Source organism: Alteromonas sp. DYW1 (assembly GCF_059752595.1).
In genome coordinates this window covers 786,228-808,667 of the sequence record NZ_CM186038.1, presented here as the reverse complement: position 1 = coordinate 808,667, position 22,440 = coordinate 786,228, and the positions used below count along the sequence as shown (strand labels likewise).

The following is a 22,440-nucleotide window of genomic DNA, read 5'->3' as shown; positions in this document are numbered from 1 at the left end:
ACTTTGCTTAGTCCGCCTGCTTACGCAAAAATGCCGGAATATCAAGATATTCCAAATCATTGTTGGGTTGCGCCAGCTCATCAGTCTTCAACGCTTGGTTACCGTCAGTCGCTTGATGCGAGCTGTGCTCACGTGACTGGGTAAAGTTCTTCGCTGAACTGGTAAGTCGTGAGCCTTCGCTGCTAACCAGAGAAATATCCGGTTTACGCTCAGCACCAATACCTGTTGCAACTACAGTAACGCGTAATTCATCGGTCATTTCCATGTCGATCACTGTGCCCACAACCACTGTAGCGTTTTCAGACGCAAACGCTTTTACGGCATTCCCCACGGTTTCGAATTCATCAATCGCAAAATCAGGTCCTGCGGTTATATTGACCAGAATTCCACGTGCGCCAGACAAATCAATATCTTCCAGCAACGGACAGGCAATAGCCGCTTCCGCCGCCTCTTCAGCGCGGTCTTCACCGCTGGCTCTGCCACTGCCCATCATTGCCGTGCCCATTTCAGACATAACAGTCTTCACATCCGCGAAGTCCACGTTTATGAGTCCGGGACGGGTAATTAGTTCAGCAATACCTTGCACCGCGCCACGCAATACATCATTTGCGGCACTAAATGCTTGTAACAGTGGCGTACGCGGCCCCATGACTTTGAGTAACTTTTCGTTCGGAATCGTGATCAGTGAATCCACGTGCTTGGATAATTCTTCAATGCCTTGGTTGGCGAAATCACTACGCTTACGACCTTCAAAAGGAAACGGCTTGGTCACCACCGCAACCGTAAGAATACCCATCTCACGCGCGATTTTAGCCACTTCAGGCGCTGCACCGGTACCCGTACCACCGCCCATACCTGCAGTAATAAATACCATGTCTGCGCCGTCGAGGCTTTGACGAATGGTCTCACGGTCTTCACATGCGGCTTCACGGCCAATATTGGGATCGGCGCCAGCACCAAGCCCCTTGGTTACGCTGGTACCAATTTGCAACGTCACATCCGCAGAGGAACTGCGTAATACTTGCGCATCAGTATTAACAGCGATGAATTCTACGCCTTCGATACTTTGTGAAACCATGTGTTCGATCGCGTTGCCGCCACCGCCACCTACTCCTATCACTTTGATGACTGCGTCTTCGCCGTGACTATTCATTAATTCAAACATACTTACTCTCCGGTTTTGTACGTTCATTGTGCTTGGTAAATCAACTAAACCGTCCAAGTTTAGGCAAGTTCACCAAACGATTTAACGCTTAAAATTCACCCTTAAACCAGCTTTGGACACGACTAAAAATGCCCTCGCCAGACTTACTTTTCTTAGTTTTCTTATTATCCATGTGGAGCTTCCCGTACTGCAGCAATCCCACCACAGTCGCGAAACTCGCATCATCTACATACTCAGATAGTCCCTTGACAGCGAGGGGTTTACCCACGCGCACAGGCATCTGAAAAATTTCTTCAGCAAACTCTACGGCACCTTCCATTTTCGCCGTGCCTCCGGTCAAGACAAGACCAGCAGCAATTTGTTCCGCCAATCCACAGGCTTGGATCTCTTCATAAATGAGTTCAAACAATTCCTGATAACGCGGCTCAATGACTTCTGCCAGCGTATGCCGTGACATAGCACGTGCCGGACGGCCACCCACGCTGGGCACTTCAATCGTATCTTCCATGCTGACCATATCTTTCAGCGCGCAGGCATAATTAACCTTGATTTCTTCCGCGTTACTGATCGGTGTACGGAAAATCTTCGCAATATCGCTGGTGATCTGATTACCCGCAACCGGGATTACCGCGGTATGCCGAATCGCACCATCAGTGTAAACTACGATATCAATGGTTCCGCCGCCAATATCGACTACACAGACACCCAGTTCGCGTTCATCATCAGTCAACACTGCATAGCTCGATGCCAGTGCTGAAAAAATCAATTGATCGGCATGCAAGTCACAACGTTCAACCGACTTTACTATGTTCTTCGCCATGTCATCCGCACAGGTGATAATGTGCGCATTCGCTTCCATCCGCACCCCTGACATTCCAATCGGGTTCTTGATACCCTCTTGTACATCAATCGTGAATTCCTGTGGCAATACGTGCAACAAACGGCGCTCTGCCGCAATGGGAACTGAGCGTGCCGCATGGATCACGTTGTCCACGTCTTCTTGGGTCACTTCTTGATTGTTAATCGGCACCATGCCATTTTCATTCTGACACTGTACATGGCGTCCAGAAATAGCCAAAAACACTGAGGAAACTCGGCAATCGGCCATGAGTTCCATTTCATTGATTGCACGCTGAACTGATTGCACAACCAAATTCAAATCATTGACGCCCGCCTTATCCATGCCTTTTGACGAATGCGTACCAACCCCAACCACGCTCAGTGAGTTGTCGTCCAAAAGCTCGCCGACCACTGCTTTGATTTGGCTAGTACCAATATCTAAACCAACGATTAGATTTCTATCCACTACTTTGGACATACTTATACATTCTCACTCATGTTACTGGCATCTGACCAACCAACGGCTAGTCCGGTGTCGTAGCGTAAATCAATATACTCAACGGCTCTTTGCTGCTGTTTTATCAAAGGAAACACATCCACAAAGCGCTGTAATCGATCGATAAACTCCTGTCGACCTAAATTTAATTTGATGCGATTTTGCAGGGTTAATTGCCATGCAAATCGTTCACTTAAAAACAACTCATCAATGGGTAGTGCTGCACCAGCCAAAATGGTTTGCATTGCGTTAAAACCCTGCAATGCAGTCTTTTCGCTACCACCGGGACCATATAATCTCGGTAATCCAGCAATCGCCTTACCACCAGCAAAAGTCTCGCCATACGGGTTGAGCAACAAATCATCGTTCCAATGCGCAACCGCCTGTTGCTCGACAATATATACTGTCAAACGATTTGGCCATTGCTTGCGCACCGACGCACGGTAAACCCACGGCTGCTTTTCTAACAATGCATAGACATCGTTAACATCCAAAGCAAAAAAGCTGCCCGGCTGATGTTTGCGGATCAACGCCTCTAAACGACCCTCGTCGATATGCTTGCGCTCACCCTCAAACACGATTTGTTGCACCGGCAATGCTTGCGCGTCATTTAACCAACGATAAACACTCGCCGCCGTCAACCCGCCAACAATCAAGACTAGCGCTAAAAACACGACGCCAGCCCAAAAAGTTGTAGTGCGCTGCTCACTGCCACTCATGCCGCTGCACTCGCCAAGCTGGTGGCTAAAATCTCAACTACCAATTGTTGAAAGCCAATACCCGCGGCAGCAGCCGCTTTAGGTACCAAGCTCTTTTCCGTCATTCCGGGCACAGTATTAGCTTCCAATAGGAAGAATTCACCGTGCGTATCCTGCATTAAATCAATCCGGCCCCAACCACTGCATGACAGCGCTTCAAAGGCTTGTAACGAGAGCGCGGCAATCCGCTGCTCTCGTTCGACAGATAGACCACTGGGGCAAAAATACTCCGTGGTGTTATCCTGATATTTTGCAGAATAATCATAAAAAACATGCGGGGTAGACATACGAATGGACGGCAATACCTGACTGCCTAACACGGCAACGGTGTACTCCGGTCCATCAATGAACTGCTCTATTAATACGTGTCGATCATAGTCGAACGCTGCTTGTACGGCAGTTTCTAGTTGTTTAGCGCTTGTCACTTTTGCCATCCCGATACTCGAGCCTTCTCGAGCCGGTTTGACCATGACGATGTTCCCCAACTCATGCATTATAGCGCCGCATGATCCAACGTCAAAGCGCCTTTTATCAGCAATTTTATATTTTGCCGTAGGTAAGCCCAAACATTGCCATATTTGTTTCGTGTGAACCTTGTCCATGGCCAGTGCAGAACCCAAGACTCCGCTGCCTGTGTAAGGTATTTTAAGTTGCTCCAAAGCCCCCTGTAATGACCCATCTTCACCACCTCTACCGTGTAACATGATCATCACGCGGTCAAACTGTTCAGAGACTAAGTCCGTTAACCTGCGTTCTGCCGGATCAAAGCGATGCGCATCAATACCCTGAGCACGTAATGCGGCAAGCACTGCGGCGCCTGAATTCAGTGACACTTCACGCTCAGCCGATTGCCCGCCATACATCACTGCAACCTTGCCAAAATCTTGTGCTGAATACCTCTGTATTAGTGCACTCATTGCGCCAACCTCCGCTGCAACTCAGACAATGATAACTCTGCCGCTTGTAAATTTTTGGCCAGTGCGCCAACATTGCCGGCCCCTTGAGTAAGCAGTAGGTCACCGGGCTGCAACACATGGGTTAACAGTTCAGGTAGCTTGCTGGTATCCCCCACATAGATCGGTTCGATTTGGCCCCGCATGCGGATGGAGCGACATAATGCGCGACTGTCGGCGCCTTCAATCGGTTGCTCACTGGCCGCGTAGACGTCGAGCAGTAACAAAACATCCACCGTCGATAACACGTCGACAAAGTCCTCGTAGAGATCGCGGGTGCGCGAATACCGGTGCGGCTGAAAGATCATCACAATACGTTTTTGTGGCCAATTATCTCGCGCTGCCGCCAACGTCGCTTTAACTTCTGTCGGATGGTGACCGTAATCATCGACCAAAGTTACCGTGCCACTGCCGATGGGGAATTCACCCAACTGTTCAAAACGGCGTCCAATCCCTGCAAAGTGGCTTAATGCGGCCTGAATATGTTGCGCGGCTATACCCTCATCTTGAGCGACTGCGATTGCGGCGAGCGCATTCAGTACATTATGTTGGCCAGAGAGCTTCAATTCGATTGCGAGATCTACATAACCAGCACGCGATACATCAAACTGCATCCCGCCTGGCACAGCACGCACCTGCTTGGCCACCACATCGTTATGCTCAGATAAACCATAAGTCAATGTGTTACGACCAATTCGGGGCTGTAAAGCTCGGATCACTGGGTCGTCACCACATACCACGGCACGGCCGTAAAAAGGCAAATTATGCAGAAACTGAATAAACGTATCCTGCATCCGCTCAAAATCCCCTTCGTAAGTATCCATGTGGTCAGCTTCAATGTTGGTGACCACTGAAATCATCGGTTGCAAATGTAAGAAGGAAGCATCCGATTCATCCGCTTCGGCGATCAAAAATCGACTCGTGCCCAGTTTAGCGTTAGTTCCAGCACCGTTTAGCAAGCCGCCGATGACATAGGTAGGGTCGAGCCCGGCCTCGGCGAAAATAGTCGCAATTAAACTGGTGGTAGTGGTTTTGCCATGCGTGCCGGCGATCGCTATGCCATGTCTGAAACGCATGATCTCGGCTAACATTTCAGCCCGACGAATAATGGGTATGCGTTGTTCCTGTGCGGCTTTGATCTCGGGATTAGCCGAATTGATCGCGCTGGACACCACCACGACATTGACATTCGCTACATTGCTCGATGAGTGGCCAATGTGAACAGTAGCCCCTAAACGACTTAAGCGTTCTGTCATGGCGTTGGTTTGAATATCCGAGCCGCTGACCTGATAGCCTTCATTTAACAAAACTTCAGCGATGCCACCCATCCCAGCACCACCAATACCAACAAAAAAGATGTGTTGGATCTGGCGCATTTGTGGATTTTTAAACGGAGTCATGTCATTCATAAGACCGCCCCTCCAATGGTTTTCCTGCGCTTACTATTACTCACGTCATCACAAACCTTCGCTACCCTGTACGTTGCATCCGCAATCGAACAATCCAAAGCATTTAAGCGGATTTCCTCAAGTTCACTGGGATCCGCTTGGATGGTAGTCAACAGTTGCGGTAACTGTACTTGCATATCTTGTTGCTTAATTAAATATCCAGCGCGCCGTTCAACTAAAGACTTTGCATTCGCGGTTTGATGATCATCAACCGCATGGGGTAGCGGAATGAAAATCGCAGCAATACCTGATAGTGAAATTTCGGTGATAGTTATTGCGCCTGCGCGACAAATCACCAAGTCAGCCCACTGATAAGCTGCGGCCATATCGTCAATAAACTCGCAAACCTGAATTGAGGCTTTTGGCTGCTGCTCTGCGTACGCTTGCTCAACCGCCCGTGCGTTACCCTTTCCGGTTTGGTGCTGTATTTCAATCGAGTCCAGTGCTGATAATAGCCCTGGTAATTCTTGATTAAATGGGCGCGCACCTAGACTCCCGCCAATGACCAACAGCCGCAGTGCGCGATTCTCCAGCGCGGCATGCGCTGCTGGCGCTTGTCCAATAGTTGCCCGCACCGGGTTTCCGGTGACTTCAGTCAATACTGAATGTGGCAGTGTCCGCGCTGCACTGGCGAACCCTAACAGAACCCGCTCAGCTATTTTCGCTAGCCAGCGATTGGTCATACCGAGCACAGCATTTTGCTCATGCACTAACAGCGGGATCCCGGTTAAACGCGCTGCAATACCACCAGCTCCACTGGCGTATCCTCCCATGCCGAGCACAACATCAGGTTGTAGCCGACGGATCAGGCGCCATGCACTGCCAATCGCCCTGATTAGTTTAAACATCGCGGTAAGCTTTGCGCCCAGTCCTTTGCCGCGCAATCCACTGACCTCGATAAAATGCATAGGAATGCCGTATTTCGGCACTATTTCAGCCTCCATATGATCGGGTGTACCTAACCAATGCACCTGCCATCCATTGACGCGTAGGTATTCAGCCACTGCGATGCCGGGGAAAATATGCCCGCCAGTTCCACCCGCCATGATCAAAATGGTTTTCGCTGCACCAGAAGCCAAACTACTCATCATCGGCCTCCTTATTTTCCGCACTGCCTGGTATGCGTCTTTTCCCTCTGGGTTTGTTGTTACCTAACGCTTGCACCCCATCGACGCGCATCTCGAAGTCAATCCTTAAAAGGATCGCCGTAGCCACCATCATAGTTATTAGGCTCGAACCTCCATAGCTGACCAACGGCAGGGTTAATCCTTTGGTGGGCAGAATGCCTGCACTAGCGCCAACATTAATGGCGGTTTGGAAGCTAAACCAAATACCGATAGCATAAGCTAAAAAGCCATCAAATGGTCGATTCTGCGCAATGGCCTTATTGCCAATTGCCAATGCTTTGATCACCAAAACAAGCACCAGAGCCAGCACGCTAATAACCCCAAAAAAACCCAATTCTTCTGCGAGAATCGCAACAATAAAATCGGTATGGGCTTCCGGCAGAAACTCTAATTTTTGCAGACTATTGCCCAACCCCTGGCCAAACCAATCTCCGCGCCCATAAGCCATTAATGACTGCGTTAACTGGTAACCGCTGCCGAAAGGGTCTGCCCAAGGGTCTAAAAAAGAGGTAATACGCCGCATCCGGTATTCTTCAAATACGATCAATGCAACAACCGCTAAAAGCCCAACGAATACCAAAGCAAAAAATTGCCATAAACGAGCCCCGGCAAGAAAAAGCAAGCCTATGGTGGTAACCAACATGACGACAACAGTACCGAGATCCGGTTGCAGCAGTAGTAACAAAGCCAGTACAAAGAATACAATCAGCGGCTTAACAAACCCCTTTAGGTTTTCAGTGACTTCTTCATAGCGCCGCACCAAATAACCAGCGAGGTAGCAGAAAAAGAAAAGCTTAGCTGGTTCAGCCGCTTGAATGGTAATTGGCCCGAAAACTAACCATCGCGTACTACCATTGACATTTCGCCCAATCAGCAATACCGCCACCAACAGCCCAATTGCCGCTAACAACAAATAGGGGTTGGTCACGCGCCAAAATTGCATCGGTATCTGTAATACAACAATGGCAGCCGCGATCGCCAAACCTAAGTAAATAGTGTGGCGAATAGCAAAATGAAACGGGTTATCGAATAACCGTGCGGCAATCGGCATTGAGGCTGAAGTGACAATAACGAAGCCAATAGCCATCAATGCGATGGACGCCAAGACAATGGTTAAGTCGTAATAACGCGGAGCACTTTCACCGTGTTGAAGTGCGAATAATTGTGCTAAGGGTAGTTTCGCCGGTGAAAATGACATCATGCGGCTAACTCCTCAAACGCTTGCCGGAAGCATTCGCCACGATGTTGATAGTTTTCAAACATATCCAAACTGGCACAGGCGGGAGCCAATAAGACAATATCTCCTGGCTGGGCAATACTGTGAGCCACCGCCACGGCTTGTTGCATACTGTCGACATACACACTATTGGATTGTAGCGCCTGCAGTTTACGACCATCACGCCCCAGCGCGATAACATAACGCACCGAATTTAGTTCTGATACCAGTACTGTTAAGTCAGCGCCTTTAGCATCGCCGCCCATAATCAGAATTAAATTGTTATGGGTTTGCTTCTTGGCGGCAGCGATGGACGCTAATGCCGCACCTGGATTGGTTGCTTTTGAATCATTAATCCAAACCACATCTTGATGCACACCGATTTGTTCGTAACGATGAGCAATACCACGAAAATCTTCAATGGCGGCTACCACCACCTGCGGCGCTATGCCTGCAAGGACTGCCGTTAAATAAGCAACTTGTATGTTGAGAACATTGTGCTCTCCTGCGATGCGACAGCGCGAAAAGTCAACGACCGCTACACCATTGTGGTAAATAATTTGATTATCTGGATCCCATGCCATGCCTACCGGCGCTGGCGATAAACCAAAGCTGAGTTGAGCATCGTGTTTAAGCGCTGCTAATATTGGGTCATCACGCAAAACTAAACACTTGTTTGCACCATTGTAAATGCGCATTTTCGCATTACGATAGGCGTCCATCGTATGATGCCGATCTAGATGGTCTTCGGTAACATTTAGCACTGCCGCAATTTCACAATGCAACGAATGCGTAGACTCAAGCTGAAAACTGGAGAGTTCAAGGATAAACCAATCCACTGTCTTATGCTGCTCATCTTGTAACGCATCGAGAACAGGGGTACCAATGTTACCTATCACCGCAGCATTGACCCCAGCCTGAGTAAAAATATGGCCGAGCAAAGAAACGACGGTTGATTTTCCATTTGAACCGGTGATGCCAATGACTGGACGCGTATTAGCCAAGGCAAATAATTCGATATCTCCAACGACAGTAACACCCGCCTGCTTGGCATACTCAAGCGCTGGTAAATCAAAAGGTACGCCAGGGCTCACTATTACAGCATCAAAATTCGCCAACGCCTGCTCAGGTATATCTCCCCAGATAACCGCTTCTGTTACCTGCACTAATGGTGTCGCTCTAGTATCCAATAGCGATATTATTGCTCCCTGCTGACGCAAATACCGCGCACAGGACAACCCAGTAAGGCCTGCCCCAACGATCGCAATATGTTTACCAGCAAAAAAAGCCACTTAATCTCTACCTTTAACGCAATTTGAGCGTTGCTAAACCAACCAACACTAAAATCAATGAAACAATCCAGAAACGCACGATAACGCGTGGCTCTGGCCAACCTTTGAGTTCATAGTGATGATGAATTGGCGCCATACGAAAAATTCGTTGTCCACGCAATTTAAACGAGCCAACTTGTAAGATCACTGACAGCGTCTCAATAACGAAAACGCCCCCCATAATGATTAAGACAATCTCTTGGCGTACTAACACAGCCAAAATTCCTAGCGTGCCACCAAGTGCCAAAGAACCAACATCCCCCATAAAAACTTGTGCTGGGTATGTGTTAAACCATAAGAAACCCAGTCCGGCACCGACAATCGCCGTGCACACAATCATAAGTTCACTGGTTAACGGGATATAGGGAATATTCAGATAGGCGGAGAAGTTCACATTACCAGTCACATAAGCAAAAATGGCCAGTGCTCCTGCCACCAGAATAGTGGGTACAATGGCTAATCCGTCCAGTCCGTCAGTTAAATTGACAGCATTACTAGTACCCACTATCGCGAAGTAGGCAATCAAAAGGTAGAGAGCGCCGAGTTGCGGCATAACTTCTTTGAAAAATGGCACCAACAATGCCGTTTCTGCATCTAATGTTGCGCTGCTGTAAAGGTAATACGCAACCACTATCGCTATCACGGATTGCCAAAAATACTTCCACCGGGCAATCAAGCCTTTCGGATCTTTACGGATAACCTTGCGGTAGTCATCAACGAAACCAATGATCCCGTAACTAACCACGATGGCGAGTGTGGCTAACACGTAACGGTTGGTAAGATCCGCCCACAGTAGACTACTCACCAAAATAGCGGCTAGGATCAACAGCCCCCCCATCGTTGGAGTACCGGCCTTGGCTAGATGCGTTTGTGGACCATCGTCACGCACGGTTTGACCGATTTGCAAGCGCTGTAGCCAACGGATCATCGCCGGCCCTATCAGAATTGCGATGAGTAGAGCCGTTAACGTACTGAGAATCGCCCGCATGGTCAGGTACGAAAAAACATTAAAGCCTGGCTCAAATTGTGTGAGCCAATCAGACAGCCAAATTAACATGCGATTTTCTCCCGCCGGCGTTCACGCTTTCCCAACGGCGATTCCTCAATGGCTTGAGTCACGCGTTCCATTTTGGCACTGCGTGATCCTTTAACGAGTATTGTAATGTCGCGTTGTTCGGAGGCTAAGTCAGCATTTAGCGTCGCGACCAACGCATCCAGTTCGGTAAAGTGTTGGCCATTAGTCCCCAATACCGCGCTGGCATGCTGACTCAAGACCCCAAGTGAGTAGACCTGCTCAATACCATTGTCTAATGCGTACTGTCCAATTTCCTCATGATAAACGCGGGCTTTATTGCCTAGTTCTGCCATATCGCCTAAAACCAATATACGACGACCTGAATAACTAGAAAGTAAGTCAATCCCCGCCTTCACTGAGGCCACATTAGCATTGTACGTATCATCCAATAGGCGAATTTGATTGGATAATTGTTTTACATTTAAACGGCCGCTCACTTGCTGCATTCCGGCTAAGCCATCACGCACGTCCTCAAGTGTTGCGCCAACATTCATTGCCAGGGCCGCTGCGGCCAGTGCGTTGCCTACATTATGCACACCTGGCAAAACTAAGTTGATACCTGTCGCACCCTGCGGCGTAAGCATGTGAAACGAAGCGCATCCATCTAAACCAAGCGTGATATCTACAGCATGAAAATCACTTTCTGGATCACCGGCTTGGCTGAAGGTTTGTACGTTGTGCCGTTTTAACTTACCCTGCCAATATTCAATAAACTGGCTATCGGCATTTAATACTGCAGTCCCTGCTTGCGTAAGGCTTTTAAAAATTTCGCTTTTTGCTCTGGCCACTCCAAATAGACTACCAAACCCTTCCAAGTGAGAGGCTGCTGCATTGACGATGGTCGCTACATCCGGCTTAACCAAGTCTACAGTATAGGCAATTTCGCCGAGGTGATTGGCGCCCAGTTCTAATACGGCATAGTCATGCTGAGCTTCCAGTCTAAGCAGAGTTAAAGGTACGCCAATATCATTATTGAAGTTACCTGCGGTAGCTAACACACTGCCACGGCGCTGCAAAATAGCCGAGGTCATTTCTTTAACGGTGGTTTTACCACTACTGCCGGTTATCGCCACGGTTTTAGGGGCGACTTTTTGCTTTATCGCAGCGCCCAACAGGCCAAGTGCCAAATGCGTATCTTCAACCAATATATAAGGTAAACCTGTGCTTACTGCTTGGCTGACAATGAGTGCACTAGCCCCTCTACGCTCTGCTTCAGCAACAAAAGCATGACCATTAAAGTTTTGCCCACTCAAGGCTAAGAATACGGCGCCGTTGCTAAGAGCTCGAGTATCGGTGGTTACCGCATCCACGGTAATATCGGCTCCATGCAAAGTACCGTTGATATGCTCAGCAATCCATTGAAGTGAAACCGCAATCATAGCGAGTGCTCCTGTAAAATTTGTCTGGCAAACGCGCGTTCGTCATAAGTGAAGCGCTCACCATTGATGTCTTGATAGGTTTCGTGGCCTTTACCAGCCAGTAAAATAATGTCGTCAGGTTTGGCGGCGTCTAATGCATGAATAATCGCCGCTTTGCGATCGTCAATCACTGCAACAGGACAGTCATTAGTGATCCCAGCACGAATATCTTGACTAATTGCTGTGACGGCTTCGTTGCGCGCATTGTCGGCTGTGAGCACAATATGATCCGCCAGCTCACTGGCAATCTTACCCATCTGCGGACGCTTACCCGTGTCACGTTGACCACCACACCCAAATACGCACCATAGTTGACCTGCACAATGGCCCTTTGCGGCTATCAGTGCGTGTTCAAGCGCATCGGGAGTATGCGCATAATCGACGATTAAACTGGGCTTGCCCGCTTGCGCAAATAACTCCATCCGACCAGGAACCGGCGCCAGGCGAGGTAAACCCGCTAAGACATCAGCAAAGCGAGTGCCAAGGGCCAAAACGCTGGCTGCAGCGGCGAGCGCGTTGTATACATTAAAACGCCCAACGAGTTGTAATTGGATAGGACTGTTGCCCCAACTGCTGTAGAGTTCAAAGTGCGTGCCAGTCGCGGTACTGGTGATGTTTCTTGCACAACAATATTGCTGCTCACTAACAAACTGTTTCGGATCAACATCCACACCATACCAGGTTACTTTGACGTGTTCCGGCGTGTTCTTGACCCAATTCAGGCTTTCTGGATCATCGGCATTAAGTACAACATGACGTAGCGCGGGTTGGCCAATTAGGCGACGCTTCGCCGCAGCATAAGCCTCCATGGTGCCGTGATAGTCGAGATGGTCCCGCGTCAAATTAGTAAATATTGCCACATCGGTTTTAACTTGATTCAACCGCCCTTGTACTAATGCATGTGATGAAGCTTCAAAGGCAACTTGATGCACATCTTGTTGCGCCATTTCGGCCAAGATGTAATGCATATTCAAGGCATCTGGTGTGGTATTTCGACTCGCAACTAGCGAATCCATTCTGAATGGATGCTGATAGAGCCCATAACCCAGTGTTCCAATCAGGCCGCATTTCATGCCTAACTCAGAACGTAACTGACTTAATAACTGGGATACCGAGGTTTTTCCGTTAGTTCCCGTTACGGCAATGGTGGTCATCTTGGTTGCTGGGTAGTCATAAAATGCTGCAGCAAGGGCCGAGAGTTCTTGCGCTAGATTGTAAAATTCAACAATCACAGAGTTTTGCCGCATACTGCAACGACCGTGAGAAGCAGCGTCATCGGCTTCACAAATAATCGCAGGAGCCCCGAGACTAATCGCTTGAGGTATAAACTCTCGACCATCTAATTCATGCCCTTTAACTGCCAAGAAAGCGGTCTTAATCGACACCTCACGACTATCCAGTACTAACCGCTCTACCCGCACATCTGGCGCATGAATACCAAACTTGGCTAACAAGGGTTCGATACTTTGCACAAATTGACTAATGACCATGGCTCTGTGCCTCCAGCCATTGCACCTTAGAAACATTGCCACCCGTTGCATCGGGGGCAATATTTAACAGACGCAACGCCCCCCCCATTATTTGCGAAAACACAGGAGCAGCGGTATCACCCGAATGGTATAAATCACCACCGGGCTCATTAATCAACACTACGGTAACTAACTGTGGGTCTGATACTGGTGCTAAACCGGCAAAGATATTGACGTATTCATCGCCGTAGCCACCGGCAACCGCTTTGCGGCTAGTTCCTGTTTTGCCTGCAATTCGATAGCCATTAACACTGGCTTTAGTCCCAGAGCCACCCTCTTGAGTCACACTTTCCATCATACTAATAAGTGCTTTTGTGTTGCGCTCTGACACTACCCGCACTTCTTCTTCAAAAGCTAACGGCTTTTGCTCGCCGAGAATGATGTTGAGGTTTTTCTTGATCCCGCCATTAGCGATGGTGAGGTACATTCGTGCCAATTGTGCCGGTGTAACCGAAATACCGTAACCAAAACTCAACGTAGCCAGTTCAAATTCTGACCAACGATTACGTTCATGAAACAGACCGGAACTTTCACCCGCAAGCAGGGTACCCGTATCAGACATCAAGCCCATGTTGTAATAAGTATCAATCAAGAACTCCTTAGGTACCGCTAGGGCCAGCTTAGAAGTCCCCATATTGCTCGATTTTTGCACCACGGTGGTCAGATCAATCTTACCCAAATTACGCGGATCGGAGACCACGCTGCCACCCAACTGCATGCGACCTGGCGAAGTATCAATTGTCGAATTGGGCTCCACAATGCCAAATTCCAGCGCGGCTAAAACTGCCAATGGTTTAACTGAAGAGCCCGGCTCAACCGGATCGGTAATAACCCGATTTCTTACCCGGTGCGGCGCCACGGTTTGACGATTATTGGGATTAAATGATGGACTATTGACCATGGCTAAAATGTCACCAGTTGCAACATCAACCACGATGGCCGATGCCGACGCTGCCGCGTAAGTTTCGGTGGCCTGTTTGATGGCTTTGTACGCCATTGCCTGGATCCGTTGGTCAATGGTCAACTGTAAATCTTTTGCTTGCTCACCATTGGTTTGTTCAATAATTTCAACCTGTCGACCTTTTGCATCGCGGCGGATGGTTCGGCTCGACGGCGTTCCTGTCAAATGATCATCAAACAGACGTTCCAACCCCTCGATACCGCGATCATCCACATCTGTGAAGCCTATTAAATGCGCAGCGACTTCACCTGCAGGGTAATAACGCCGTGATTCATTTCTCAATCCCACACCAGGAATATCGAGCTGCTCAACATACTCAGCCATGGCGGGAGAAACTTGACGCTGTAGATAAACAAAGCGACGCTTGGGGTCATCCACCTTATCCAGCAACTCACTGATATCCTGGCCAAGTACTTCTGCCAAAGCTAGCCAGCGGCGTTGCTGATTAAATGCGTTCTCTTGATGAATGATTTTTGGATCAGCCCAAATCGCTCGAACTGGGACACTCACCGCAAGCTCTTCACCATTACGGTCGATAATTAATCCGCGATGTACCAGGGAGTTCCGTGTACGCAGCGTCCGATTATCACCCTGCTCGATTAAGGCATCGGGTGAAATAACTTGAATATAGGCTGCGCGCATCGCTAACACTGCAAATACAGCTAATACACTGCCGAGCACCACAAAGAAACGCCAATTAATCAGATTTGGCGCCTTATTCTGCTTTGCTCCTCGCTGTTTAGGTCGATTCCCTTTGGCATTCACTGTGCTATTGGTATTAACGATAACGGTCATTTGAGCCTCACAATCACTTCGTCAGAAGGCTCTGGGCGACGCATGTCTAAATCACGTTTAACCAAACTCTCTATGCGGTTGTGTTCTGTTAATGCACCCTGTTCTAGTAGCAGATGTCGCCATTCAACATCGAGGCGATCTTTTTCTTGCATCAGCTGTTCACTAGCGATAATCACCTGCCGATTCATGTGCGCACTTAAGATCACCGCAAGGGCACTGGCAATTACCAATAAAAACAACAAAACCCGCATCGGGTGGCGGGCTGCATCAGTCAGCATAATGGTGACTGGATTAAAGGTGGTGGGCACTTGAGTCATATCTTTTCCGCCACCCGCAGTACGGAACTCCGAGCCCGCACATTATCATTCAATTCAGTCTGATCAGGCTTTATTGCCTTACCTATCAACCTCAATACTTTATCCGCGTCTATTTCAGCCTGAGTAATTGGCATGTTCGCGGGGAAGTTTTTGCCCTTACTTTGCTCACGCATAAAGCGTTTAACCAAACGGTCTTCTAGTGAATGAAAGCTAATAACTGCAAGGCGACCTTCTTTTGCAAGTACCTCAGTAGCAGCTTTTAATCCCTGACGAAGTTGATCAAGCTCGGCATTGATATAAATTCGGATCCCCTGAAAACTTCGAGTTGCCGGGTGCTTGTGCTTATCTTTGACGGGCATAGCCTGATCAATAATTTGCGCCAATTGCGAGGTCGTGGTGATCGGCGTATGAACCCGATGCGTTACTATGGCATGCGCTATGCGTTTACCAAATCGCTCTTCACCAAATTCTTTGAGGACTTGCGTAATGTCCTGCTCCTCGGCCTCGGCTAACCACTCGGCTGCGCTAATCCCGCGCGTGGTATCCATGCGCATATCCAGTGGTCCTTCGCGCATAAAGCTAAACCCGCGCGAGGCGTCATCAAGTTGCGGAGAGGAAACGCCAAGATCCATCAAAACCCCGTCAACTTTGCCGACGATGTCTTGCGCTTCGCAAACACGATGCAGCTCTGCAAAAGGTTCATGGATGATTTGAAAACGCTCATCAGACTCAAAGCGTTGTGCGGAGGCTATCGCCATAGGATCACGGTCAAAAGCGATCAATCGTCCTTGTACCGAGAGTTTATCGAGAATCGCCTGCGAATGACCGCCACGGCCAAAAGTTGCATCAATGTAAAGTCCGTCAGGCTTGATCTTAAGACCATCGATACAAGCATCTAACAAGACCGAGCGATGCTCAAACACACTCGCCGTCACAGTGAAAAGTCCTGCAAACGCTCTGTGAGTTCGAAGCCCCCCGCTTGCTCAGCAGCCATATCGTCACTGACTTGTTCGCTCCAGATAGCAGCATCCCAAATTTCAAAGCGATTAAGCTGGCCAACGAGCATGATTTGTTTGTCAAGTTTGGCGTGCGCGCGCAACGGGGGAGGTAGCAGGAATCGACCACTCTTATCCATTTCGCCTTCGGTTGCATGACCTAAGAGCAAACGCTGCAAGCGACGCTCTTGCGGGATCATCGATGAGAGTTTGGTGAGTTTGAGTTCGATTTCTTCCCATTCAGTAAGTGGGTAAAGCAGCAAACAGCTTTGTTGTATATCAACGGTGCAAACTAGATTTCCGCCACAATCATCAAGCAGCGCTTGGCGATACTTGGTGGGTATAGCCACCCTGCCTTTACTGTCAAGATTGATTGCATTAGCGCCGCGGAACATTCCCCTAGCCTTCTTTGTTGTTTTTTTATTATTCGTATTTTGAAGCTCTAATTTGCAAACTACGGCCCGTTAAAAGTTATTATGATCCACAATTTGCCACTTTTACCCACATTTGTGAGTTTAGGTATCCAATAGCCCCACTGTCAAGCTAAATTCGGGATAAAAACCGTAAATTCGGCGCGGATAATTCGTGTGTCAAATGAGAATTAACGTGAAGTTGCTGATAAGACTAAAAAAAAAGCCACCAAGCAAAGCTTGGCGGCTTTTTAATTTAAAATGCTGGAAGTCAGCTTCGTCGAGTTAGGCGTTTGCTGACTCTGCTTCTGGTTGTGCCGCGCGGATTTGTAAACTCGCAATAGGCGCATCAGTATTATTTGATAATTCAATCAATCGGTTGAGTTGACCGAGTGAAATCATGGTGGCATATATCGCACCCAAGAAGCCGTTTTTATGCATCTCCATTACGACATCTTCATTAAGTTCACGCAGTTTCTTCTCGTTTATTGACATCATGCCAGTCACGTTACGCTTTTGGCCATTGGTATAAGTTAGACCAATTTCAATTGATTCTAATAAACCAAGATCAACCACCTGCTTAACGAACTTTTGGGTTAACAGTTCGCTATTAGCAAGTTCAGACAAAAACTGCTGACGCTGATTAAGGAATTCTGAAGGTTCGCCAGCATCATTAAATACTGCTTCACCACCTTCCTGATTTAATAAATCACTGTTTTCATCAAAGAATACGCCTAACTTGTCGCCATCTGGTCGCACGTCAAAAGGATAACGTTGAATATTCATTGGCACGTGAGGACCTTGCCATGCGCCATCCTTAACATAAAAGTTTTTGTTTTGTTCAGTCCCTAACATTGCGACAACATGGTAGTTACCTGATTGTGGATCCTGAATGAAAACGATCGGCATTGAACCGGCTAATTGCGCAAATTCGCGGATTGTAGCTGCTGCCAAGTGGCTGTTTTTTGCAAACTCAAAGTCTTTATGAGCATTAACTTTTAGATCTTTATGTTTAGTTTTGTCTAAAGGAATATAATTTACTGCCATGGATTTAATCTCAGTCTCATTAGTTTAGGGTGGACCACACCATCAATTTGACTATGCATGAAGAAGGATAATGAAGAACCACAAAGTGTTCGGTCAACGTTTTACTGCATAATAAAACCGACCGGTTAAATTTTCGCTGCGTAGTATCTAAGATCTCAACGCTGTTGTCGACAAGGATTGCGAGATTTATCTGTCTGGGCTAGGGTATGCGCTCAATTATTGATACTTAATCAAGGAAGCCCTCTCATGCTTATCAAAGCAATTACCGTTGCAACTTCAATAGCGCTTACACTGTCCGCTCAGGCTAGCAGTAGCAATCACGCCAGTACCGCAAACCGAATTGCGCAAGCAAGCATTATTGTGGATGGCCATATTGATGTACCTTATCGTGTGAAAGAAAAATGGGTAGATGTAACCAAGGCGACTGACGGCGGCGACTTCGATTATCCACGCGCCAAACAAGGCGGCTTGAACGCGCCCTTTATGTCGATTTATGTTCCTGCATCTTTAGATAATAGCCCGCGCTCGACGCAGCTTGCACATGAGCTGATTGATTCTGTAGAGGCTATTGTCGCGCGCGCGCCAGACAAGTTTGCGATTGCAACCTCGGTGGCTGATGTCTATAACCATTTCGAAAACGGGCTTATCTCTTTGCCTATGGGAATGGAAAACGGCTCTCCAATCCAGGGGGATCTAGATAACTTACGAACGTTCTATCAGCGCGGCATACGTTACATTACCCTTGCCCATTCGCAGAGCAACCACATCAGTGACTCGTCATATGATTTGCGCCGCCAATGGAAAGGGCTCAGTCCATTTGGTAAAGAGCTAGTTAAAGAAATGAACGCGCTCGGTATCATGGTCGATATATCGCATGTCTCAGACGCCGCGTTTTATCAAGCATTAGCTATCAGCCAAGTACCTGTCATCGCATCACATTCAAGTTTGCGTAAGTTCACGCCTGGTTTTGAACGCAATATGGATGATGAAATGCTCAAAGCCCTCGCACAAAACGGTGGCGTGATCATGATCAATTTTGGCTCTGGATTTATTAGTCCAATGGCGCGGCAATGGCGTGACAAATTAGGTGAGCAGCGACAGGCATTAATTGATGAGTTTGGCGAAGATAGTCCGCAAGTCGCTGACTTTAATCAACAGTATCGCGAGCAAAATCCCTACCCGTTTTCTAACTTGGATATGGTTCTCGAGCACATCGATCATGTTGTCGCAACCATTGGTATCGATTATGTCGGTATCGGTTCTGATTATGATGGCGTGGGCGATTCATTGCCAGAAGGATTAAAGGACGTATCGACATTCCCCAATTTAATCCAAGGACTACTCGTGCGTGGATACAGCGAAGCTCACATCAAACAAATCCTTGGGGGCAACTTGTTACGGGTTTGGCAGCAAGTTGAAGACTACGCTGCAGCCATCAACAAATAGCACCAATAGGCCAGGCTAAAACAACAAGCTAACCAGAATTACCGTCACCAATATCAGCATATAGGGCAAGGGAGACGCCCAAAACGATAAGGGACGCGGAGTATGCACATGGTCTGGTTCTGTTATTGCCGTAGCTGGCGCTGTTGCGGCGTCTGCGCTCTGACGTAACTGTGAGCGCTTACGCTGCCAATAGATTAAGGCCACGGCAGCAACGAATAATGCGATTGCCAACCACATGTCAAATCCTTCATAAATGTATGCGGCCCAAAAATAAAGAAACACATAGGCCGCACCACTTAACCAAAAAAATACCTTCACAACTACTCCGTAGGGTTCAACGTTAACTGTTCTTGAATGAAATGCATCAGCATCGCCAGCATATGTTTATGTAATGGATTCGCTTCTGGTTCAAAACAAAAATCGACAACCTCATCAAGAGGAGCGCTCACTGCCATTGCTTGCACTTGCGCTGCATCCAACAGTAAATCACCGTGACAAAGTTCATAACGTTCGTCAACGATAAAAGTCATGTTGGCTGCACGATTGACTGCTAGAAAGTTTTCTACACCGCGCAGCGGCGTCGTTACATCTGCTGCAGAGTGTGCAGCAAACGTTGGTATGTTAGGGTTCTCTAACGTTAACTGAGCCCTAATCTGTCGGATCACTTGCATTAATTCAAATGCCGCAAATAAGCTGACGTCGGGGTACTTATATGGGTTCACCCCGTGTGAGGCATAATCACCATCAATCCATTTAGCAACCGTTTGCATCCCAACAATACGACTCATTTGCTCTGCATTGTCGGAAAGAGCAAGTGCCGCAGAAAATAACAATAGGCCAGTCATCGTATCCGGGTTATTCAATACGTATTCGGTCGCTAATGCGCCCCCTGCAGAAAATCCACCTACAAACTGCAGGCGACCAAGGCCGCGGCTTAAACCCACAACTTCAGCCACACTGTTGCGCCAACGATCAGCGAGTTCAGGATCCTGCATATCTGCGTCAGCATCGCGCAAACCATGCCCCGGTAATAGCCCTACGACAACATTAAAGCCTTGTTGATGGAGAGCCGCGGCTACCGAACGAAAGTAAAAAGGAGAATCACTGAGGCCATGAAATAATACAATAACCGCTTCTGTGGATTTTTCATGGTGGAGTATATAGGGCGCATTGCCCTCGTTCCGCAGTGCCAACGAGCACACACGCTCTGTATTAGGCGCTTGTTTAATACAGCGTTGGGGGTGACCTAGCAATGCTTGATAATACTGCCTGAATGCATCAACACTGGCTCTGAATTCACTGGCCTGTGTCAGTTGACTTATTCCCAACAGGCTCAGCGCAGCAACGCTGAGCCAACCTCTACTGATCAATTAAAAAATGCCTCCAAATCGTCGCTACCACCAATATGTTTGCCGCCGATGAACACCTGTGGAACAGTATCACGCCCACTGATCGCCTTTAGCGTAGTAAAGCTCGCCCCTTGACCCAGTACAATTTCCTCATATTCAAACCCTTTATCCCGCAATAAGGCTTTCGCCTTAGCACAATGAGGACAGCCGGGTTTGGTAATAATTGATACCGGCTCATTGACTTTAGCATCGGGCGCCAGGTAAGTCAGCATGGTATCAGCGTCCGAGACTTCAAATGGATCACCCGGTAGATCCGGTTCGATAAACATTTTCTCAATCACACCATCGCGAACTAACATCGAATACCGCCAACTGCGCTTACCAAAGCCTAGCTCTGCTTTATCAACCAGCAGGCCCATTTTATCGGTAAACTCACCATTACCATCGGCAATCAAAGTAATGTTGTTAGCTTCTTGATCGGCTGCCCAAGCGTTCATAACGAAGGTATCATTAACCGACATGCAAATTATGTCATCGACTCCGTTTGCTTTAAATATTGGCGCCAGCTCATTGTATCGCGGTAAATGTGTTGATGAGCAGGTGGGTGTGAACGCCCCAGGTAATGAAAATACGATCACAGTTTTATTGGCGAATAAATCTTCTGTCGATTTCTTTATCCACGCATCACCCTCGCGTAGTGGAAACGTGACCTGAGGAACACGCTGCCCTTCCTTATTTTCAAAATTTGGATTACTCATATTTTCTCCTTGCTGCAATGACAAAAGTTAAGCTTAGTGGCAAGTAACAGAATTGCATAATCAATTAATTCTATCAGCGTAATCGCCCCATCATGTAATGGCCCACTTTGGGTATCAAATCGTATGCTTTTATATAGCTTCTCATGCCGTCCTACAATTGCGACCCGTAGCACTCGACGTTATCTTTACCTCAAGCAGAAGTCGTTGTTCTGGATCAGGAGCAACTTTGCACAAGAGGCAGATCCCATGATACTGGTTGTTGGTGGTGAAAAAGGTGGTACCGGAAAAAGTTGTATCGCGCAAAATTTGGCCGTTTTTTTTGCTGTGGAGCAACAAAAATCGGTGGTATTAGTGGACTGCGAAACCAACAGATCATCCAGTCATTGGTGTGATGAAAGAAGCAAAAATCCAAACCTAGTGCCAATAAAGTCTATTTCGCTGAATGGCAAGATACGCAACGAATTACTGAATTTGGCGCACCATTATGACATCGTCATCATCGATTGTAGTAGTCACGACAACTTGGCTTTACGCTCATCGATTGCAGTTGCCCAACATGTCCTAATTCCACTTAAGCCTAAGCACAGAGATATGCAAACCAACAATGTGATGGAGGATGTTGTCGCCACCTGTCGTATGGTAAACCCAAAAGTGAATGCCGCATTTGTACTAACTCAATGTGCGACCATAGCTAGCATGGCCGCTCGTATCAATGCTGCCAAGGAACATTGTCGCGGTTTTGAGATCCAAGTACTCAACTCTGTGACTTACAGCCGCAATATCTACGACGATTCGGCAGAAGCCGGAAGTTCGGTTCTTGAGAGTGATGGCAAAGGTAAGGCGGCTATCGAGATACGTGCAATTGTAGAAGAACTGATTGCTCGAGCAACCAGTAATAATGAGTGGCGGCAACGAGTTGACGAACGGGCTAGCGCATAAGGTTAGTGTGAGTATGTTCGTACGCAATGCAAAAAGTTAGTCTTTTTGCACGTAAATACCTTTATTT

General features: G+C 47.8%; 21 protein-coding genes. 2 read left to right on the top strand and 19 right to left on the bottom strand.

Translation table 11 applies throughout. The features are described from left to right. Positions 1-7: 7 nt before the first annotated feature. The 16 genes from ftsZ to AC121Z_RS03585 form a co-directional block, all read right to left on the bottom strand. On the bottom strand, positions 8-1,165 hold the full coding sequence (gene ftsZ, locus AC121Z_RS03660; RefSeq protein WP_498126760.1) for a cell division protein FtsZ: 1,158 nt from the start codon (positions 1,163-1,165) through the stop codon (positions 8-10). A gap of 88 nt (positions 1,166-1,253) precedes the next feature. Then, positions 1,254-2,483, bottom strand: a complete 1,230-nt coding sequence (gene ftsA / locus AC121Z_RS03655) for a cell division protein FtsA (RefSeq protein WP_498126758.1) — start codon at positions 2,481-2,483, stop codon at positions 1,254-1,256. A 2-nt stretch (positions 2,484-2,485) separates the two neighbouring features. Next, entirely contained in the window at positions 2,486-3,220 is a 735-nt protein-coding gene (locus AC121Z_RS03650) for a cell division protein FtsQ/DivIB (RefSeq protein WP_498126757.1), read from the bottom strand. After that, positions 3,217-4,176, bottom strand: coding sequence for a D-alanine--D-alanine ligase (locus tag AC121Z_RS03645; protein ID WP_498126755.1), 960 nt, complete (start codon positions 4,174-4,176; stop codon positions 3,217-3,219). Before AC121Z_RS03645 ends, AC121Z_RS03650 begins: the two co-directional genes overlap by 4 nt. Further along, on the bottom strand, positions 4,173-5,621 hold the full coding sequence (murC, locus tag AC121Z_RS03640) for a UDP-N-acetylmuramate--L-alanine ligase (RefSeq protein ID WP_498126754.1): 1,449 nt from the start codon (positions 5,619-5,621) through the stop codon (positions 4,173-4,175). Before murC ends, AC121Z_RS03645 begins: the two co-directional genes overlap by 4 nt. Continuing rightward, positions 5,618-6,751 (bottom strand): undecaprenyldiphospho-muramoylpentapeptide beta-N-acetylglucosaminyltransferase, encoded by a 1,134-nt coding sequence (gene murG, locus AC121Z_RS03635; protein WP_498126753.1) that lies wholly within the window; start codon positions 6,749-6,751, stop codon positions 5,618-5,620. Before murG ends, murC begins: the two co-directional genes overlap by 4 nt. After that, entirely contained in the window at positions 6,741-7,985 is a 1,245-nt protein-coding gene (gene ftsW / locus AC121Z_RS03630; RefSeq protein WP_498128139.1) for a cell division protein FtsW, read from the bottom strand. The genes murG and ftsW overlap by 11 nt, the downstream gene beginning before the upstream one ends. Further along, a complete protein-coding gene (gene murD, locus AC121Z_RS03625) occupies positions 7,985-9,295 on the bottom strand; it encodes a UDP-N-acetylmuramoyl-L-alanine--D-glutamate ligase (protein WP_498126752.1) in 1,311 nt (436 codons plus the stop codon). The genes ftsW and murD overlap by 1 nt, the downstream gene beginning before the upstream one ends. A 13-nt stretch (positions 9,296-9,308) precedes the next feature. Further along, entirely contained in the window at positions 9,309-10,391 is a 1,083-nt protein-coding gene (gene mraY, locus AC121Z_RS03620) for a phospho-N-acetylmuramoyl-pentapeptide-transferase (RefSeq protein WP_498126751.1), read from the bottom strand. Beyond that, positions 10,385-11,788: a UDP-N-acetylmuramoyl-tripeptide--D-alanyl-D-alanine ligase gene (locus tag AC121Z_RS03615; RefSeq protein ID WP_498126749.1), complete on the bottom strand. Its 1,404-nt coding sequence runs from the start codon at positions 11,786-11,788 to the stop codon at positions 10,385-10,387. Before AC121Z_RS03615 ends, mraY begins: the two co-directional genes overlap by 7 nt. Further along, the gene (locus tag AC121Z_RS03610) at positions 11,785-13,317 is read right to left on the bottom strand and encodes a UDP-N-acetylmuramoyl-L-alanyl-D-glutamate--2,6-diaminopimelate ligase (protein WP_498126748.1); all 1,533 of its coding nucleotides are present in this window, start codon (positions 13,315-13,317) and stop codon (positions 11,785-11,787) included. Before AC121Z_RS03610 ends, AC121Z_RS03615 begins: the two co-directional genes overlap by 4 nt. After that, entirely contained in the window at positions 13,307-15,112 is a 1,806-nt protein-coding gene (locus AC121Z_RS03605; RefSeq protein WP_498126746.1) for a peptidoglycan D,D-transpeptidase FtsI family protein, read from the bottom strand. The genes AC121Z_RS03610 and AC121Z_RS03605 overlap by 11 nt, the downstream gene beginning before the upstream one ends. Further along, positions 15,109-15,390 carry a cell division protein FtsL gene (gene ftsL / locus AC121Z_RS03600; RefSeq protein ID WP_498128137.1) on the bottom strand — a complete coding sequence of 94 codons (282 nt, stop codon included), beginning with the start codon at positions 15,388-15,390 and terminating at the stop codon, positions 15,109-15,111. The genes AC121Z_RS03605 and ftsL overlap by 4 nt, the downstream gene beginning before the upstream one ends. Positions 15,391-15,425: 35 nt before the next feature. Beyond that, the gene (gene rsmH, locus AC121Z_RS03595) at positions 15,426-16,364 is read right to left on the bottom strand and encodes a 16S rRNA (cytosine(1402)-N(4))-methyltransferase RsmH (protein WP_498126744.1); all 939 of its coding nucleotides are present in this window, start codon (positions 16,362-16,364) and stop codon (positions 15,426-15,428) included. Beyond that, the gene (gene mraZ, locus AC121Z_RS03590; RefSeq protein WP_498126742.1) at positions 16,361-16,819 is read right to left on the bottom strand and encodes a division/cell wall cluster transcriptional repressor MraZ; all 459 of its coding nucleotides are present in this window, start codon (positions 16,817-16,819) and stop codon (positions 16,361-16,363) included. The genes rsmH and mraZ overlap by 4 nt, the downstream gene beginning before the upstream one ends. Positions 16,820-17,119: 300 nt before the next feature. Beyond that, positions 17,120-17,881, bottom strand: a complete 762-nt coding sequence (locus AC121Z_RS03585; RefSeq protein WP_498126740.1) for a SapC family protein — start codon at positions 17,879-17,881, stop codon at positions 17,120-17,122. A 246-nt stretch (positions 17,882-18,127) separates the two neighbouring features. On the opposite strand from AC121Z_RS03585, the gene AC121Z_RS03580 reads away from it, so the two are divergent. Further along, positions 18,128-19,327, top strand: a complete 1,200-nt coding sequence (locus AC121Z_RS03580) for a dipeptidase (RefSeq protein ID WP_498126738.1) — start codon at positions 18,128-18,130, stop codon at positions 19,325-19,327. Between the two features lie 15 nt (positions 19,328-19,342). Here AC121Z_RS03580 and AC121Z_RS03575 read toward each other — a convergent pair whose 3' ends face one another. The 3 genes from AC121Z_RS03575 to AC121Z_RS03565 are packed head-to-tail and all read right to left on the bottom strand — an operon-like array spanning position 19,343 to position 21,434. Continuing rightward, on the bottom strand, positions 19,343-19,645 hold the full coding sequence (locus tag AC121Z_RS03575) for a hypothetical protein (RefSeq protein WP_498126736.1): 303 nt from the start codon (positions 19,643-19,645) through the stop codon (positions 19,343-19,345). A gap of 2 nt (positions 19,646-19,647) precedes the next feature. Beyond that, positions 19,648-20,697, bottom strand: coding sequence for an alpha/beta hydrolase (locus tag AC121Z_RS03570; RefSeq protein ID WP_498126734.1), 1,050 nt, complete (start codon positions 20,695-20,697; stop codon positions 19,648-19,650). Continuing rightward, positions 20,694-21,434 carry a glutathione peroxidase gene (locus AC121Z_RS03565; protein ID WP_498126733.1) on the bottom strand — a complete coding sequence of 247 codons (741 nt, stop codon included), beginning with the start codon at positions 21,432-21,434 and terminating at the stop codon, positions 20,694-20,696. The genes AC121Z_RS03570 and AC121Z_RS03565 overlap by 4 nt, the downstream gene beginning before the upstream one ends. A gap of 246 nt (positions 21,435-21,680) precedes the next feature. On the opposite strand from AC121Z_RS03565, the gene AC121Z_RS03560 reads away from it, so the two are divergent. Beyond that, positions 21,681-22,373 carry an AAA family ATPase gene (locus AC121Z_RS03560; protein ID WP_498126731.1) on the top strand — a complete coding sequence of 231 codons (693 nt, stop codon included), beginning with the start codon at positions 21,681-21,683 and terminating at the stop codon, positions 22,371-22,373. Positions 22,374-22,440 lie beyond the last annotated feature (67 nt).